The organism is Vibrio sp. Vb0667 (assembly GCF_033391095.1).
In genome coordinates this window covers 17,539-33,582 of the sequence record NZ_JAWPOL010000004.1, presented here as the reverse complement: position 1 = coordinate 33,582, position 16,044 = coordinate 17,539, and the positions used below count along the sequence as shown (strand labels likewise).

General features: G+C 44.9%; 16 protein-coding genes and 1 pseudogene. 8 read left to right on the top strand and 9 right to left on the bottom strand.

Annotated elements, in window-relative coordinates; all coding sequences use genetic code 11:
• The first annotated feature begins 74 nt into the window (after window positions 1–74).
• Together R8269_RS06885 and R8269_RS06880 are read left to right on the top strand one after the other, a co-directional pair.
• Window positions 75–605: a sigma-70 family RNA polymerase sigma factor gene (locus R8269_RS06885; protein WP_255209459.1), complete on the top strand. Its 531-nt coding sequence runs from the start codon at window positions 75–77 to the stop codon at window positions 603–605.
• Between the two features lie 166 nt (window positions 606–771).
• The gene (locus tag R8269_RS06880; RefSeq protein ID WP_005383527.1) at window positions 772–1,467 is read left to right on the top strand and encodes a VC0807 family protein; all 696 of its coding nucleotides are present in this window, start codon (window positions 772–774) and stop codon (window positions 1,465–1,467) included.
• A 73-nt stretch (window positions 1,468–1,540) separates the two neighbouring features.
• Here R8269_RS06880 and R8269_RS06875 read toward each other — a convergent pair whose 3' ends face one another.
• Together R8269_RS06875 and R8269_RS06870 are read right to left on the bottom strand one after the other, a co-directional pair.
• The gene (locus R8269_RS06875; RefSeq protein WP_213964021.1) at window positions 1,541–2,533 is read right to left on the bottom strand and encodes a zinc-dependent alcohol dehydrogenase family protein; all 993 of its coding nucleotides are present in this window, start codon (window positions 2,531–2,533) and stop codon (window positions 1,541–1,543) included.
• 88 nt (window positions 2,534–2,621) lie between these two features.
• Complete coding sequence (locus R8269_RS06870) at window positions 2,622–3,437, bottom strand: AraC family transcriptional regulator (RefSeq protein WP_213965803.1); 816 nt, start codon at window positions 3,435–3,437, stop codon at window positions 2,622–2,624.
• A 111-nt stretch (window positions 3,438–3,548) separates the two neighbouring features.
• Here R8269_RS06870 and R8269_RS06865 point away from each other — a divergent pair, with 111 nt between their 5' ends.
• Window positions 3,549–4,241 (top strand): MOSC domain-containing protein, encoded by a 693-nt coding sequence (locus R8269_RS06865; RefSeq protein ID WP_213965798.1) that lies wholly within the window; start codon window positions 3,549–3,551, stop codon window positions 4,239–4,241.
• A 66-nt stretch (window positions 4,242–4,307) separates the two neighbouring features.
• On the opposite strand, the gene R8269_RS06860 is transcribed toward R8269_RS06865, so the two are convergent.
• Together R8269_RS06860 and R8269_RS06855 are read right to left on the bottom strand one after the other, a co-directional pair.
• On the bottom strand, window positions 4,308–5,546 hold the full coding sequence (locus tag R8269_RS06860; RefSeq protein ID WP_213965799.1) for a DEAD/DEAH box helicase: 1,239 nt from the start codon (window positions 5,544–5,546) through the stop codon (window positions 4,308–4,310).
• A gap of 265 nt (window positions 5,547–5,811) precedes the next feature.
• Window positions 5,812–6,813 carry an arginine deiminase-related protein gene (locus R8269_RS06855; RefSeq protein WP_005374598.1) on the bottom strand — a complete coding sequence of 334 codons (1,002 nt, stop codon included), beginning with the start codon at window positions 6,811–6,813 and terminating at the stop codon, window positions 5,812–5,814.
• Window positions 6,814–7,217: 404 nt separating this feature from the next.
• On the opposite strand from R8269_RS06855, the gene R8269_RS06850 reads away from it, so the two are divergent.
• Together R8269_RS06850 and R8269_RS06845 are read left to right on the top strand one after the other, a co-directional pair.
• The gene (locus R8269_RS06850) at window positions 7,218–9,068 is read left to right on the top strand and encodes an ABC transporter ATP-binding protein (RefSeq protein ID WP_005374597.1); all 1,851 of its coding nucleotides are present in this window, start codon (window positions 7,218–7,220) and stop codon (window positions 9,066–9,068) included.
• Window positions 9,069–9,660: 592 nt separating this feature from the next.
• Entirely contained in the window at window positions 9,661–10,368 is a 708-nt protein-coding gene (locus R8269_RS06845; protein ID WP_005383549.1) for a DUF445 domain-containing protein, read from the top strand.
• Window positions 10,369–10,471: 103 nt separating this feature from the next.
• On the opposite strand, the gene R8269_RS06840 is transcribed toward R8269_RS06845, so the two are convergent.
• Together R8269_RS06840 and R8269_RS06835 are read right to left on the bottom strand one after the other, a co-directional pair.
• Window positions 10,472–10,948, bottom strand: a complete 477-nt coding sequence (locus tag R8269_RS06840; RefSeq protein WP_005374595.1) for an Lrp/AsnC family transcriptional regulator — start codon at window positions 10,946–10,948, stop codon at window positions 10,472–10,474.
• A gap of 292 nt (window positions 10,949–11,240) precedes the next feature.
• Entirely contained in the window at window positions 11,241–11,489 is a 249-nt protein-coding gene (locus R8269_RS06835; protein ID WP_130545664.1) for a hypothetical protein, read from the bottom strand.
• A 358-nt stretch (window positions 11,490–11,847) separates the two neighbouring features.
• Here R8269_RS06835 and R8269_RS06830 point away from each other — a divergent pair.
• A pseudogene (locus R8269_RS06830) lies at window positions 11,848–12,123 on the top strand (GNAT family N-acetyltransferase); the annotation flags it as partial.
• 5 nt (window positions 12,124–12,128) lie between these two features.
• Window positions 12,129–12,563 (top strand): hypothetical protein, encoded by a 435-nt coding sequence (locus R8269_RS06825; RefSeq protein WP_215810126.1) that lies wholly within the window; start codon window positions 12,129–12,131, stop codon window positions 12,561–12,563.
• 91 nt (window positions 12,564–12,654) lie between these two features.
• Here R8269_RS06825 and R8269_RS06820 read toward each other — a convergent pair whose 3' ends face one another.
• The gene (locus R8269_RS06820) at window positions 12,655–12,894 is read right to left on the bottom strand and encodes an RNA recognition motif domain-containing protein (RefSeq protein ID WP_005374587.1); all 240 of its coding nucleotides are present in this window, start codon (window positions 12,892–12,894) and stop codon (window positions 12,655–12,657) included.
• A 148-nt stretch (window positions 12,895–13,042) separates the two neighbouring features.
• On the opposite strand from R8269_RS06820, the gene R8269_RS06815 reads away from it, so the two are divergent.
• Window positions 13,043–13,576, top strand: a complete 534-nt coding sequence (locus R8269_RS06815) for a GNAT family N-acetyltransferase (protein ID WP_042522265.1) — start codon at window positions 13,043–13,045, stop codon at window positions 13,574–13,576.
• Window positions 13,577–13,700: 124 nt separating this feature from the next.
• Here R8269_RS06815 and putP read toward each other — a convergent pair whose 3' ends face one another.
• Entirely contained in the window at window positions 13,701–15,194 is a 1,494-nt protein-coding gene (gene putP, locus R8269_RS06810; protein WP_005374582.1) for a sodium/proline symporter PutP, read from the bottom strand.
• A 136-nt stretch (window positions 15,195–15,330) separates the two neighbouring features.
• Complete coding sequence (locus R8269_RS06805) at window positions 15,331–16,038, bottom strand: 1-pyrroline-5-carboxylate dehydrogenase (protein WP_005383557.1); 708 nt, start codon at window positions 16,036–16,038, stop codon at window positions 15,331–15,333.
• Between the last annotated feature and the right edge of the window lie 6 nt (window positions 16,039–16,044).

Sequence of the window (16,044 nt, the reverse complement as noted above, 5' to 3'; positions counted from 1 at the left end):
AACTCTTCGAATTTGTCTTCCTAATCGAACAACCCTTTTTATCACTGTAAAAGCGATAAAAAGGGTTGTCGTTCATCTGGCAGACACAACGTGCTCTCCAAACTTTTTATCTTAATGCTATGGAAAAACATAAACGTTACGAAGCACTGACGAAAGATCGATACCAAGAGATCTACCGTCTCGCGTATTGGTTATGCAAAGATCACCACCTTGCTCAAGATTTAGCGCAAGAAACCTTTCTGAAAGCGTGGCGATTCTTTGATAAATTAAATGACCCCAACGCCGCGAAGTCTTGGCTCATTACTATTTTGCGTCGTGAGAATGCTCGGCGCTTTGATAGAAAACAGTACGATTTTGTCGACATTGATGAGTGTGCAATACAGACAAAAACCTACCCTGGCAGTGACTACGACATGGCCCAAGATTGGCTTCAAAAACAAATGATGATTCTCGAACCCAAATACCGAGAACCGTTGCTCTTGAGCTTAGTGGCTGGGTTGAATCATGATGAAATTGCCCAAGCCTTGAGGCTCAACCACAACACAGTGGCGACTCGATTATTCAGAGCGCGTAATCAGATCATCGCACAGAAGGAGAGTCATTAAGACACAAAAAGTAGTCAACCATGTAAACTAACTGGCTATGCTCCGGTCTATTTCATAAGTCGTTACACAACTCGACGCTTTAACGCTTTACATCAAGCGCGACTAGATGAACACTTCTTGTCAAAGTACAATAACAGCCGACATAGAGTAGAGTCAGTAAAACATTATGAGTAACACGACGGCGAAAAAGCCGAATCCCTTATTTGAAATCCTTTTCAACGTATTTATCCCTTCCTTCATTTTGATGAAGTTTAGTGGCGATGAGCATCTAGGGACAGCAATGGCGCTGGTTGTCGCTTTGCTATTTCCTATCATTTATGGCGGTATGGACCTTGTCCGTAACAAGAAATTTAACTTTATTTCTGCTCTGGGCTTTATCAGTGTTCTACTAACTGGTGGCATCGGCTTGTTAGAGCTTGATACACGCTGGTTAGCACTAAAAGAAGCCCTGATTCCTGGCCTGATCGGTTTAGCGGTTTTGGGGTCAACGTTTACCCGCTACCCACTGATGCAGAAGTTAGTACTGAATGACACAGTGTTGAATCTCGCGTTGATTAACCAACGTTTAAAAGAAAATGGTAAAACCGATGCGTTCGAACGTTGCCTTATGTCTTCTAACTACCTGTTTGCAAGTACTTTTGCGTTCTCATCTGCAATGAACTACTTCCTTGCGACTTGGATTGTGACTAGCCCTTCTGGTACTGCTGCCTTTAACGAAGAGTTAGGAAAAATGACGCTGTACAGTTACCCAATGATTGCCATCCCAAGTATGTTGATGATGTTTGGTATTTTTTATTACATTTGGCGTCAAGTACGTGCGATGACATCGCTCGAAACAGAGCAAATCTTCCATCTAAAATAGCCCTATCATTACAAATAAACCCATAAAAAAGGGAGGATTTTATCCTCCCTTTTCTCAACAGACTCACTGTAAATCATAGCGTCAAAATGATTTTACCTGACACTGCTGACGAGCGTCGCTCAACCATTTCAATCGCTGTTTGAAAGTCCTCTAACGACAGATCATATGCAACGTTTAACTTTATGTCGCTGCTAATAAAATGTTCTAACATTTCAGCGAACACCGTCTTTCTCCCGCCTTTACCTACCGATTCTTCCCAATACCGCAAAAAGAATGTACTAAAGTCGATGTTGTTGGCCTTCATCGATTCAAAAAACTCAGGCGTATAAGGCGTTAACGACAATGTTCCGTAGTTGATGTATTGGCCGTTTTCTTTCAAGGTACGAATGAGATCCGTGCCAGCCTCACCGCCTATCGCATCCAAAGCGACCGTTGGTTGTGGCAGTTGGCGCGTTTGCAGCTGCGCTTGTAAGTTTTTCTTCGCGTCCAACACTGGAATGGTATCGTACGGATACTCGTCTCGCTTTGAGGTCACAGCAATCAGTGCAAAACCCAGTGAATGGGCGAGCTGGGCAAATATCTTACCGATCGCTGACCCTGCTGCATTGATGATCACCACATCGTCTTTGTTCAACTTAGCTACTTTAGTGGTGATCACCCACGCGGTTAACGCGTTGATGTACAACTGACAGGCATAGCCGTTCTCCAAACTCTCAGGTAGCGGAAAAAGATTCTCAGGCGAGGCATCTATGTAGTATTGCCAAGTCCCACTCATCGCCACCAACACCTTTTGCCCAACTTGAAGGTCAGTTTGATCAACTGCACTGACTTCCACCACACGCCCAACCGCTTCAAATCCCGGCACGCGAGGTGGTACGTGAACGCGGCGGTATTGCCCAACACCATGAATGGAAAGCAAGTCACTTGGGTTAATATTGGTGGCTTCCAGTCGCACCCGAACCTTGCCCTGAGCAAGCGGTTTGAGGGGCTCTTTTTCCAACGACAGCGACGTTTTGGGTTGACCAAAACAGAATTGATTCACTCGAGTATTTATCGTTGGTGCCATTGTTATTCATACCATGTAATTGAAATTCAAAAAGGAAGTTTCGTAACTTCTACTCAAAAGCATTAAGTGAAGTCGAAACTCTGTATTTCTACCTGCGCGATGCGCCGTTCACTCTAAACTGTTGTGGCGTCATATCAAAATAGGCTTTAAATGCTTTGATGTAGGATGAGTCGTTTTGATAACCCACTAGGTCTGCAATGGCTTGGATTGGCAACGATTCATCTAACAAAGAAAGCGAGTAAATTAGCCGAATTTGTTGCCGCCAAAGTAGAAATGAAGTGTTGAATTCCTTGGCGAACAGCCGTGATAAAGTACGCTCAGACGCCCCAATTTTCTCCCCCCACTCTTTTAGCGAACAGCTTAACGCGGGCTCGTCAGTCAATTGCTCGAAAATCAGTTTTAGTCGTCTGTCTTGTGGCAGCAATAACTGAAATGTCTGCACGTTGCTTTTCAAAATTTGATCATGCAACACCGCCAGCAAATGCAGCACTTCTTCGTGGCTTGTCTCACCTTCACACTGTCTGCGGATCTCTTGTAAAAGCTCATTTAAAAACGGCGTTAAAGCAATGGTTCTCACTTGTGGCTCGTACGTTGCGCCAAACTCAGGGTTGAGGTAAATACCAACAAATATCGTATTGCTTAGAGCAATCGACTCGTGTTGAACACCCGCAGGAACAAATAACGCAGAAGTGTGCGGAACCAAATGCTGATAATGCTCCGTTTGTGTTTGCAATAACCCTTTGATAGGAAAGATGATTTGATGCCAAGTGTGTTGATGCAGCGCATCAATGTAACCTTTTGGCATGTCGATGGTTTTCACTAAAACAGGAGAATGGGAATTCGCGGCCATCATCTCATTGGAGGTGACGACGCCTGACTTCGAATCAATTTGGCGAGTTAGCATTGTTAGTTGTCTTTTCACCCCTACACCGACACAAGTTTACTAGGCTATCATGCTCCGCATCGCGAATGAAGGTAAACACTTTATCTCTCATTCAAATAATAAGGAGGTTACATGAAGAAAATCGGCGTCGTAAAAGCTGTGCTAGCAGGGAAAACCGTCCCTTATGCTCATGGTGCGCAAAGCGCAATCAACAAACAAGTGCTGCCTGAGCGCCAGCATGCAACAGAGCTCGGTTTTATCAGTGATGAGCAAGGTGATCCACGCTTTCATGGTGGCATTCAAAAAGCGCTTCATATTTACCCAAGCGAGCACTACCCAATCTGGCAACAAGAATTAGGCGAAAGAACCATTTTCCAATCCGCCGGCGGCTTTGGCGAAAACATCAGCTCCGAAGGCGTAACCGAATCCACGATTTGCTTGAAAGATAAAATTCGCATCGGCTCAACACTACTGGAAGTGTCGCAAGGTCGCATGCCTTGTTGGAAACTTAACGTACGCTTTGACCAACACGATATGGCGAGAAGACTGCAAGATACGCTTCGAACAGGCTGGTATTTCCGAGTGTTGGAAGAAGGCGATATCGGTGCAGGCGACGAGATTATTCTGTGCGAAAGACCTTATCCAGAATGGCCACTGGCTCGCATCATGGGCGCGGTTTTCACTGGCTGTTTAGATAGAAAAGAACTCACTCAGCTGTCTGAGCTGCCGTTAGTCGAGTCTTGGGGCAAGTTGGTCGAGCGCCGCCTAGAAACTGGCGAAGTTGAAGATTGGGAAATGCGCTTGGTTGGCCCAACTGTGAGTTAACACCCCAAAGTAAAATTTTAAGCCACGCTCTGAACCAACTATGCCGCCAGAGCGTGTTTTTTTGGTTTACTTCGCACTCGGGGCTGGGCGTTTCGACTTACCTTGAAACTGCTTAATGCTCTTCTTAGCATGAGTTCGGCGGTTGGCTTTTTTATCGCGTGGCGCGCGTTTGCTCTCGCCAGTTGATGGCTTATCCGTTACTGGAAAACCAACCAGATCTTGCACTAGCAATGCACGTTGAGTCAGGTGACGAATCGCGTTTAGTGCGTCCATTTCACCATGACAAACCAATGACACCGCCACGCCTTGTTCGCCTGCGCGAGCGGTACGTCCTACTCGGTGAACGTAAGTTTCTGCATGCATTGGCAGTTCAAAGTTGATCACTACAGGTAATTGCTCAATGTGAATGCCACGCGCTAGTAGATCGGTGGCAATCAACACCTGAATTTGCCCAGATTTAAACTGCGCCAGTGCTTCTTCTCGCTCATCTTGACTCTTATTGCCATGCAGCGCATTGGTTGAGATGCCCGCTTTATTCAGCTTCTTCGCTAAGCCATCGGCGTTCTCTTTCGCACCAATAAAGACTAATGCCTTAGTCCACGCGTTTTTTTGAATCAGTTCAATCAATGCCTTGGTTTTACTGCCTTTGTTGACGAGGTACAGCGTTTCAGCAATATCTTGGTTGGTGCTGTTTTCTTGATGCGCTGCAACTTGCTTTGGTGCCTGCATAAGCAGCTTCGCTTTACCCTTCAACTCATCTGAAAACGTTGCCGAGAACATTGCGGTTTGACGCTGGTTTGAAATCTGCCCCGCAATATTTTGCACGTCAGGCCAAAAGCCCATATCCAACAGACGATCCGCCTCATCCAACACTAGGTAATGGATATTGCTTAAGTCTAAACCGTTGTTTGCCAGATCAACCAAACGACCTGTCGTCGCGACAAGGATATGAGGATTTGTCGCTAGCGCCTGCTGCTGTTGCTCTTTATCAACGCCGCCACACAAACACACTGCGTTGAGTTCAAGAACTTGACCAACTTGGTTAATTGCTTCACTCACTTGCATTGCCAGCTCACGAGTTGGCACAAGAATCAGCGCTTTTTGCTCTGGATTGACACCCAGCTTTTCCAACAAAGGCAAACCATAAGCCAGGGTTTTGCCGCTGCCTGTATTTGCCAAAGCCAATAGATCTTGACCAGCCAACAGCTCAGGAATGGCCAACGCTTGAATATCGGTCGGTTTCTTGAAGTCTTTTGGCAGTGCGTGAATCAGCTCAGAACTCAATGAGAGAGTAGAAAATGGCATTAACGAAAACCTTGTACTTTGGGTTGAAGAAGCAATAAAAATAATGAAGATGCGGTAAAACGCAGGCGCGGACTTTACCACAATCTGCTAGGTGAACCATCCTACTTTAGGCGCTTAAACCAAGCGTCACCTACGCAAATCGTCAGAAAACTAAAAAGCGCAAAAAAGCCGTTAGTCTGTACTGCCACAGAGCTAACGGCTAAAAACCCTTGAAGAGAACGCTTCGTCAGCCTTTCACTGCGGCTGAAAAGAAATGTGCAGTTTATTAAAGCACAGCTTTACGATTCGGTAAGAACACTTCACCCAACATGCAACGAACCGAACCACCACCAATAGATTCTATGGTAGAAACGTCGAATGGCAGCAATTTACCGTGCGTTGCCAATTGGTTTCTTTGTGCTGGTGAGAATGCATCGTACGCCGATTGCGACATCGCAATCACCTTGTCGCCGTTGATCGTTTCCAGTTGCAGAATGTTACCGCAGAACTGGTTCATCTGATCAAGCGAAATTGAGATGACTTGCTTGTCTTTGGCGAGTGACTTCATTACAAAACGACGCTCAAATTCTGGGATCACTTCGTCACAAATCACGCAAAACTGTTCGCCAACCGCCATCATCACATTGGTGTGATAAATCGGCGCACCAGACGGCAAACGAGTTTGGAAAGAAATCACTCGTTCATAGCCAATACGATCGGCGTAATCTTCTAAAACCAGACGATCACAACGTTGTGAGAGTGCGGCGTAGACCGTTTTATTTAGGTGGTCAAACACCATCACACCCGTGCTTTCTAAATACGCTTGCTCATCAAGATATTCAGTTAGACTGCTGCGTCGATGAACTTCTCGCCCTGCTTGCGCTAGTGCTGCCACAAGCGCATCGGGACGTACTTCTTTTTGACGGTTTTCACAGGCCATTGGAAAGGTGTACAACGTGCCATCTGGCGTAGTGCTAAACCAATTGTTTGGAAATACCGCGTCTGGCGTTGCAACATCTGAAGTTGGATAATCAAACTCAACAACTTGAACGCCCTCTTGACGCAGCGTTGCAACCATACTCGCGAACTCGGCCATTACTCGACGTGAGACTTCTTCTTGGCTGAGTGACACTTTATGTTGGAACTCATTATCTTGTGCGGTTTCTTCATTAAAACGAAACTCTTTCGGTGGCACCATCACTACGCAGTTTGCGGTTTGGCGCTGAGCACTTTGCGTGCTTTCTTCTTTCCCATTAGCAAATTGGGTCACTGATTCGTGTAATAGCATCCAATACATTCCTTATCACTAGAATGAGGAGATTGTAAATTTATTGTTAACTTCAGTTTTGCTGTTTTGACAATTAATTTAATTGCCCAAAAGTAATTTTTGCTGCATTAAGTTCATTTTTCCCTAAATTTTATTGTCACCTTGCAGGTTTAAGCTTTTATTGCACCGTGATGAACATGATAAGAATTCATCATAAGAATCAGAACCATAGACAATCACACTCATAACCAACTAGTTACATTTAAGACACAATCGGTTAGACTATTTTTTCGCCCCTCTCGTCAATCGGTCTGCTTTATCGAGGAGCAGGCAAGAAACTCTCATACACGCGGTTTCGTCCAAAGCAGCGTGAATCGATGGATTTAGCCACCCCAAATGGCACTGTTTTAACTTTAGGATGAGTTATGTTTAAACGATTTGAAGGCTTTACAGAGCCGTTCCCCAAATCTACGCCGGATCAGCCTCCTTCAGGGATGTTCGCTTTTCTGCGTTATTACACTCGTGGTTATGAAAAGCCTTTGATCATCATGTCTTTGATGGCCACAATTGTGGCTGTTGTTGAGGTAATGTTGTTTGGCGCCATGGGACAATTGGTTGATTGGTTGTCTACCAGCAATCCAGAAACGTTCTTACAAGACAACAAATCGGATTTGATTTTCTACGGAGCCTTATTGCTGGTTGTCATGCCTATATTGGTGATCTTGTACTCGTTGCTCGTTCATCAAACGTTATTGGGCAACTACCCAATGTCTATCCGCTGGCTTGCACACCGGTATTTGCTCAATCAAAGCTTGAACTTCTATCAAGATGATTTTGCAGGCCGAGTCGCAACGAAAGTCATGCAAACCTCATTAGCTGTGCGCGAAACCGTAATGAAAGCTATGGATGTGTTTGTTTACGTTACGGTTTACTTCACCAGCATGATCATTATGTTAGCGACGGCAGACTGGCGTTTGATGATCCCAATGATCGTCTGGCTGCTCGCTTACATCGCTATCCAAATCTATTTTGTCCCTAAGCTCAAAGACGTCGCTTCAGCGCAGGCCGATGCACGTTCGACAATGACAGGGCGCATCGTAGACAGTTATACCAATATTCAAACCGTCAAACTGTTTTCTCATAGCCAGCGCGAAACCCAATATGCCGAGCAAGGCATGAAAGGATTTTTGAATACGGTCTATCGTCAAATGCGCCTAGTGACCGGCTTCGACGTCGCTGTAGAGATCTCAAACTATATTTTGGTATTTTCCGTTGCTGCTTTATCGATTTACCTGTGGTTGGATAGTGCCATTAGCGTTGGCGCGATTGCGATTGCTGTTAGTCTTGCATTGCGCGTAAACGGTATGTCTATGTGGATAATGTGGGAAGTTGGCGCCCTCTTTGAAAACATGGGAACCGTTGTCGATGGAATGAAAACGCTCTCTAAGCCTATTGATATTAAAGATAAACCAGGTGCAAAAGACTTGGTTGTCACTGAAGGAGGCATTCACTTTGATAACGTCAGCTTCCATTACGGTGAGAACAAAGGCGTGATTAGCCATCTCGACCTCAACATCAAACCAGGAGAGAAAGTAGGCTTGGTCGGGCGCTCCGGCGCCGGAAAATCGACTTTGGTGAACTTGTTACTTCGCTTCCACGATGTCGAAGACGGCAGCATTAAGATCGATGGACAGAACATCTCAGAAGTCACACAAGACTCTTTGCGTTCAAAGATCGGTATGGTGACCCAAGATACTTCTCTGTTACACCGTTCAATTCGAGACAATATTTTGTATGGCAATCCAGATGCGACAGAAGAAGATTTGCTGAAAGCCACTAAGCAAGCGCATGCCCATGAGTTTATCGAAACTCTGACCGACCCATTTGGTAATGTCGGATACGATGCGCAAGTTGGTGAACGTGGTGTGAAACTGTCTGGCGGCCAACGTCAGCGTATCGCAATATCTCGTGTGCTACTCAAAGATGCACCATTGCTGGTATTGGATGAAGCAACATCGGCTCTGGATTCAGAAGTCGAAGCAGCGATTCAGGAAAGCTTGAATGAATTAATGCAAGGGAAAACGGTTATTGCTATCGCTCACCGATTATCGACCATCGCACAAATGGATCGCCTCATCGTGCTAGATAAAGGCAGCATCGTTGAACAAGGTTCTCATCAAGAACTCATTGCGAATAACGGCATTTACGCCCAGCTTTGGGCGCATCAAACTGGCGGATTTATCGCTGAAGAACTAGACAATCAACACGCTTCTTAACTAGTGATAAGCTCAATAAAAACGGCGCTTTAAGCGCCGTTTTTTATTTTAATCCATGGCTAGACGCTCATATAGCCATTGTGGTTTCTCATATATGAAACACTCTCCATGATAAAGCTCACACTTTTTCTGCTAATATACCGCCTCGTTGCGTATCCATTGCAATGAACACAATACAGAGTATTGAGCCGTCTTCATTTGTCATTTCACTTTTTGAGAAACAGCTATACTCAATAGATGGCTTAGTTATTATATTAACAATAAGGTAATTAGCTTATGTGTAAATGTGGTTCAATGCAGATCGTACAACTCAAACCAAGTTGGGCTGACAAGCTATTTGGCTACTCAGAAAGATGGAAATGCCAACTTTGTTGTAAGATCTACCGCATCTAAAATTAAAAATAGAATCTTAGTTTTTCTAAGAAAAAGCAGTGGCCCGACAATGATTGTCGGGTTTTGTTTTTCTGAACATTCATTTTTTGTCCCTTCTCTACAAGACTACTCATCACGGCAAAACCTAGCATCTTAATGTGACTTAGGTATAGAATCAGGCCCACTTATTCTTTCCGATATTCATATATAACTGGTCACTATGAACAAAAGTTTGCTAACGAATGTCCTCGCTATCGCTTTGATGGCTGGAGGTCATCAATTACAAAACGACTATCTTTGGTATGCAGGGCTGTTTGCGTTCTCAGGCGCCATCACCAACTGGCTTGCCATCCATATGCTGTTTGAGAAAGTGCCTGGATTATACGGTTCTGGCGTGATCCCCGCGCGATTTGAAGAGTTTAAACTGGCTATCAAAAACTTAATGATGGAACAGTTTTTTACTGAAGCGAACATTGACCGATTCTTGAATAAAGAAATGGCGGGCGGTGTGAACATCGATCTTCAACCAGTAATTGAGAAAGTAGATTTAAATCCAGCATTTGATTCCCTAGTGGAAGTAATTGAAGGCTCTCAGTTTGGTGGCATGCTAGCGATGTTTGGCGGCTCGGAAGCGCTACAACCCATGCGCCAACCTTTCGTCGAAAAGATGCAAGAATCCATCATTGAGTTGAGCAAGAGCGATAACATCAAAGAAGCACTGAAAGAGCAATTCGAATCTCCTGCAATGATGGATGAGATAAAGCAGAACATTGAAGGTATCATCGATCAACGTTTAAGCGAATTAACACCGGCATTAGTTAAAGAAATGGTGCAAAAGATGATCAAACAACACCTTGGCTGGCTAGTCGTTTGGGGCGGTGTTTTTGGTGGTTTAATTGGCGTTATCAGCACCTTTATCGGGGCATAATCGCTCACCGATTTATTAAAAAAGGAGCTTCGGCTCCTTTTTTAATCGTGAAAAAGTAATATACCAAGCCACGCTAAATAAGGAGGCTCAACACATGCCTCGCCTAACCAAGGAGCTCGGGATTAACACCAAATCCCGTTTTATGTTCTTCTATGACCACTTCACTACGAGTTTGAATCACGCCCGGAAGCGTGCCTAACTTACTCGACATAAACTCCTGATACGCTTTCATGCTCTTAACACGAACTTTTATCATGGTATCGAAATCTCCAGAGAGCGAGTAGCACTCTTCAATTTCAGGCATCAATTCCACCGCTTTCGCAAACTTTTCAAAAATAGAAAAACTGGTTTGGTCTAAACGAATATGGATGAATACTTGCACATCCAGCCCCAACTTTTCCGCATTCAACTCTGCATGGTAACCATTGATATACCCTTCTTTTTCTAGCCGCTTTACACGGTCAGAACATGGAGAAGTCGTTAAGTTAATCAGCTTTGCTAGTTCTACAACTGGAATTCTGCCTCTCGAATGAAGCACTCTCAAAATATGTAAATCAATCCGGTCCAATTGATAACTCATTAACCCACTTCCTTGTAACCACTTAGAAAGCATCACATTAATCGTTGCTCAAACAATTGCAAACCATCAAATGCACAGCATGTGAAATTCAGCAGAGAATAACCAGAAAACAACGAAGGAGGGAAAGAGCTATGATTATTGCCGCTCACTTAGTAACCGTGATATGAAGAGAAAAAGCAACCTAGCGGCTCCCGCGGAGTCGCAAATTTGAAAGCGCATGATACGCCTGTATAGATCTGTCGTTCGGGCAACGCCCCCCTAATTAGCCATTAATCATGGCTATCACTCAGAATTAGAGTGCGGCCGATGTATGCCGTGTAGGATGTGGAACAACCTCTCCAATTGCACGATGATTACAACAACGGCAGTAGTATTGAGGCTCCATCTCGTAATAATGTTCACCTGATACAAATTTCGCCATCAGCTGTGTAAAACTCACCATTTTGCCTGTTAACGACTCAACAGACTGAGGCTCGCAACGCTTCATAATCACTTTATGTTGCGTTGATTTTCTACAAGCTGCGCAATATATATCCGGCATTTCTCTTCTCCCTACTTTTTCGTCCTACTGACAATTGACATATTTTGTTCAAAATAATTCCACAATTAAAAAGCTCCTTTAATTTTTTGTGCCCTATCTTCAAAAAATTGAACGAAAGTATCAAAAAACTGAGACATTGGTCAGACCTCAACTTTTGTACCATCAATATGAGCAAACGTGCTTATGTGTGTAATAATACGACACATTACACATAAGCAATTGTTCGGGCTTATTATTTAGTAAGGCGCATGACAACTACACGCCTGGCTAGATCGAGCTTTCGAGACGCCTTGTTATCTCGATTTACCCCGCAAACCAGTTGCTAGCAGCTATAGCCGTCTCATCAAGGAAGAAATGCATGACGATACAACCGATTCTCACTACCGAAAGACTCATCCTCCGGCCATTCAATATCGATGACTGCCAACAAGTGGCTTTACTCGCTGGAGATAAGCGAATTGCCGACATGACAGCAAACATCCCTCATCCTTATGAGCGACCGATGGCGCAAGCATGGATAGATAGGCACGATCCGATGTATCAGCAGCATCAAGGCGTGGCGTACGCTATTACCTTGCGAAACACTGAGGAGTTACTTGGTGCGGTGAGTTTACCGCGTATAGAAGAGGGATATGTCGGATGATCATCCATGAAACTTCACAAAATCTGCCCAAGAACAACCCTTTCTTGCTAGGAACTGTATTGTTGTCGCTGTTCTATTTTTCCTGCCTAGCAGACAAGATCGTCGAGTTTGGACTCGTAGCACTCACAATAATAGGATTGAAACTGCTCTCAACGTACTTCACGCGCCGCGCGTTCAATCCTAAAACGCTAGATATCGATGCAAGCACCAACACCTTGAAGTACCGCCAGGGCTCAACGGTTTACTTCCGTCTACCTCTTGATGACATTGTCAAAGTCCAAATACAGAAAGAGTTCTTCTCTAGCAAAAGTTTGATGCTCTACACAGTCAACGACGCTTACCAAGTGCCGAATTCAGACAATTTCGATTCTCTACAGTTAAAGGATTTAATGAAACAACTTGAAGAGAGAATTGATGATCAATCTCGCTAAAACGAAAAGAGAAGACATTCTAGAATGTTGCCAATTTGGTCTCTAAATAGAAAGACAAAAAAGCCAGCAATAACGCTGGCTTTTCTCTGTGTTAGTCTTGTGCGACTTTCACGCGAATTTTGCTTTTTTCTACGTTCGTCAAATTCAGTGCTTCAAGAGCAGAAATGGCTTCTGCTTCGTCCGGCATGATGACAAAACCGAAGCCTTTCGACAAACCCGTGTCTTGATCAAGCACTAGCGAACACAGTTCTACTTTGCCGTACGCTGAGAATAATTTGCGGATATCTTGCTCGGTCATGTGACGAGCCAAGTTTCTTACTAAAAGTTTCATAATGAACCTAGTTGGTTTGATAACGGTTCGATTCTCTCAGTTTCTCTCTGGCAAACCAAGTGAATAATATGACGGCGTTGACTAGATCATTCTAAGTACATCTGTTTAAATGATTTTCCGTTCATTTTTCACCCATAGGAGAGTCGGCATGGAAACGAAACGTCTCAAACTCATCCCTGCTTGTTTAGAACGAGCCGAAGAGGCGCATCAAGCTGTCGTTCGCAGCCAAAAGACTCTCGAAGTCTATCTGCCGTGGGTGCCTCATGTGCTGACATTAGAAGCGATGATAGAAGGGACAGAGAAAGCCATCGCAAACTTTGAAAACTTCGAAGAAGAGCTGCGTTACTACATGATTGAAAAGGAAAGCGATCGCTTACTGGGTGCGGTCGGCTTGATGATTCGAGATCCCGACGTACCATCCTTTGAGATAGGTTATTGGTTAGATAATGCTGCCGTTGGCAATGGTTATGTTGCCGAGGCTGTGCTCGAAGTTGAGCGCTATGCGTTTGATGACTTGGGCGCCAAGAGAATCGCAATTCATGCTGATAGCACCAACCAAAAGAGCCGGGCTGTAGCCGAGCGCTGTGGTTATGAGTTCGAAGGAGAGCTCAGAAACGAACGTCTTACCACATCGGGAGAGCTGAGTAACACCGTTATTTACGCCAAAATTCGTCGCGACTAACACTCCAATCTAACCGAGCAATGCTAAGCTCTGATCTCAAGCTACCACCATTAACGTTAATTAAGTTTCAGATAAAACAAAGCCCGCTAAAATAGCGGGCTTTGTGTTCATATACGGGAAGTTACTAGTCTAGTTCAACCAGTTTTTTCTCGAACGACTGGTGTTGGTCTAACACGTCTTGCGCAGCACCACCCGTTGCTTTACTTACCACAATGATGGCAAGCGTAGAGAAGATGATGCCCGGTACGATTTCGTACACATCAAACCAACCGCCAGTTAGCTGCTTCCAAACTACGATAGTGATACCACCAACAAGAATACCTGCTAACGCGCCGTTACGGTTCATACCGCTCCAGTAAAGGCTAAGTACAACCGCAGGACCAAATGCCGCACCAAAACCAGCCCAAGCGTAAGATACAAGACCGAGTACTGAGCTATCAGGCGTCATCGCTAGGAATAGCGCAACAAGCGAAATAACGATAACACCGATACGACCAATCATTACGATTTCTTCAGAAGACGCTTCTGGCTTGAATACTTGCTTGTAGAAATCTTCTGCAAGCGCTGAAGATGAAACAAGGAGCTGTGAGTCAGCGGTACTCATTACCGCCGCTAGGATTGCTGCTAACAACATACCCGCAACGACAGGGTGGAATACTGCGTTAACCAATAGCATGAAGATCTTCTCACCGTCCTCTAGTTGAGTACCCGGATGACCCGTAACCCAAACCAGACCAACAAGACCAACAAGCATTGCACCAACCATAGATAGTGCCGTCCAAATCACTGCGATACGACGTGCAGTCGTTAGATCTTTGTTTGAACGAGACGCTTTAAAACGCGCTAGGATGTGTGGCTGACCAAAGTAACCAAGGCCCCACGCCGCTAGAGAGATAATGGCAATCGCAGACAATGGTTCGCCTTTCGCGTCATTCCATAGCGTTGCAAGTTCTGGGTTGATGTCATGTAGATCAGAACTTAGCTGACCTAAACCACCGTCCATTACCGCTATAGGAACAATCATTAGCGCAGCCGCCATTAGCAGACCTTGCACTAAGTCAGTCCAAGATACCGCTAGGAAACCACCGAATAGTGTGTAAGAAACGACACACACCGTACCGATGATAACAGCGTAGGTATAATCTAGACCGAATACCGTCTCAAACAGTTTGCCCCCTGCGACCAAACCTGAGCTGGTGTAGAAAAGGAAAAATAGAAGAATGAAAAACGCAGAGATTGTCTGAATCAGTTTCGACTTATCGTTGAAGCGACGTGACAGGAACTCTGGCAACGTTAGCGCGTCAGTTTGGATACTGTAGGTACGGAGGCGTTTTGCACTGATGAGCCAGTTTGCCCATGTACCAAGAAGTAGACCGCCGGCTAACCAGAAGGCCTCGATACCCGCAGCGTACGCATAGCCAGGCAAGCCTAGCAGCAACCAACCACTCATGTCTGAAGCACCTGCAGATAATGCAGCAGGCCACGGACCTAGGCTACGGCCACCTAGGAAGTAGTCAGATGAATTGGAAGTCCTCTTATACGCGTAAACGCCAATAGCAACCATAATCAGTAAATACGCCACAAAAGTGGACGTGATAGCAAAGCTATTTTCTATCATTAGATAGTCCTCGTTATAATTATTTCCTTCCTTGCCTGCCCTGATATTTTACCGTCTCAGCAATACATCAGAGTATAAAAAACCAATCTGGACCGGCTCTCAGTCCAGTTACTCCAGATTGGCATTACAAGTCAGGTTAGTGAGTTTCGTTCCCCAACTCGAGTAGAGTTGCGTTACCACCCACCGCGGTAATATTTATCGTTCGAGTGCGCTCAGTAATGAAGCGCAACGAGAGATGAGGATCATGAGCCAATTTCGGTGACTCTAAATCCGTTTCAGAAACTAAGCCGACGATTGCACCGTCACGCTTAGCTAGTTGAAGATTGAGCGCATGCTCAACCTGTGAACGCCCAACATAACCCACACTACGTACATCGCTCTCAAGCAACGGGGCAGACGCATCGTACGCAACAACCTGGACTAAGTTAGATGGGAAGTTTGCCAACGCTACAGCTTGCTTAACCAATTGGTTTAGCTCTGCATTGTCACTGCAAACGACCACACTGTTGCCTGCAATTAAGGCACAGGTGATCATCGCAAAAGCACTGTATAACGCATTATCAGCAGGCTCGATGTTGTTTTCACAAATCACCAAAGCCACACCGCGTCCTGCGGCATACAGTTCGTTAGTTTCCCCTGTAGGGCCAACTAACTGGTGAGTTTCTGCAAGAAGAGCTGATGCTTGTTGCAAGTGGTAAGAAACCACTTTGGCAACGGTAGACTGCTGCCCTTCTAGTGCAGATTTAAATGCCAGAACATGCTCGCATTTGTAATCAAAATCAGTCAGATTCCACTGCTCCCACGCAGAGAATGCATCTTTAAAATAGGTGATCTGATGAACCATAATGCG

Excerpts from the sequence above, each read along its gene's own strand:
- R8269_RS06875 (WP_213964021.1), bottom strand. The coding sequence starts at position 2,533 with ATGGCACCAACGATAAATACTCGAGTGAATCAATTCTGTTTTGGTCAA.
- R8269_RS06840 (WP_005374595.1), bottom strand. The coding sequence starts at position 10,948 with ATGAGTTATCAATTGGACCGGATTGATTTACATATTTTGAGAGTGCTT.
- R8269_RS06870 (WP_213965803.1), bottom strand. The coding sequence starts at position 3,437 with ATGCTAACTCGCCAAATTGATTCGAAGTCAGGCGTCGTCACCTCCAAT.
- R8269_RS06820 (WP_005374587.1), bottom strand. The coding sequence starts at position 12,894 with ATGAAACTTTTAGTAAGAAACTTGGCTCGTCACATGACCGAGCAAGAT.
- R8269_RS06860 (WP_213965799.1), bottom strand. The coding sequence starts at position 5,546 with ATGCCATTTTCTACTCTCTCATTGAGTTCTGAGCTGATTCACGCACTG.
- R8269_RS06880 (WP_005383527.1), top strand. The coding sequence starts at position 772 with ATGAGTAACACGACGGCGAAAAAGCCGAATCCCTTATTTGAAATCCTT.
- R8269_RS06850 (WP_005374597.1), top strand. The coding sequence starts at position 7,218 with ATGTTTAAACGATTTGAAGGCTTTACAGAGCCGTTCCCCAAATCTACG.
- R8269_RS06805 (WP_005383557.1), bottom strand. The coding sequence starts at position 16,038 with ATGGTTCATCAGATCACCTATTTTAAAGATGCATTCTCTGCGTGGGAG.
- putP (WP_005374582.1), bottom strand. The coding sequence starts at position 15,194 with ATGATAGAAAATAGCTTTGCTATCACGTCCACTTTTGTGGCGTATTTA.
- R8269_RS06855 (WP_005374598.1), bottom strand. The coding sequence starts at position 6,813 with ATGCTATTACACGAATCAGTGACCCAATTTGCTAATGGGAAAGAAGAA.
- R8269_RS06825 (WP_215810126.1), top strand. The coding sequence starts at position 12,129 with ATGATCATCCATGAAACTTCACAAAATCTGCCCAAGAACAACCCTTTC.
- R8269_RS06835 (WP_130545664.1), bottom strand. The coding sequence starts at position 11,489 with ATGCCGGATATATATTGCGCAGCTTGTAGAAAATCAACGCAACATAAA.
- R8269_RS06815 (WP_042522265.1), top strand. The coding sequence starts at position 13,043 with ATGGAAACGAAACGTCTCAAACTCATCCCTGCTTGTTTAGAACGAGCC.
- R8269_RS06865 (WP_213965798.1), top strand. The coding sequence starts at position 3,549 with ATGAAGAAAATCGGCGTCGTAAAAGCTGTGCTAGCAGGGAAAACCGTC.
- R8269_RS06845 (WP_005383549.1), top strand. The coding sequence starts at position 9,661 with ATGAACAAAAGTTTGCTAACGAATGTCCTCGCTATCGCTTTGATGGCT.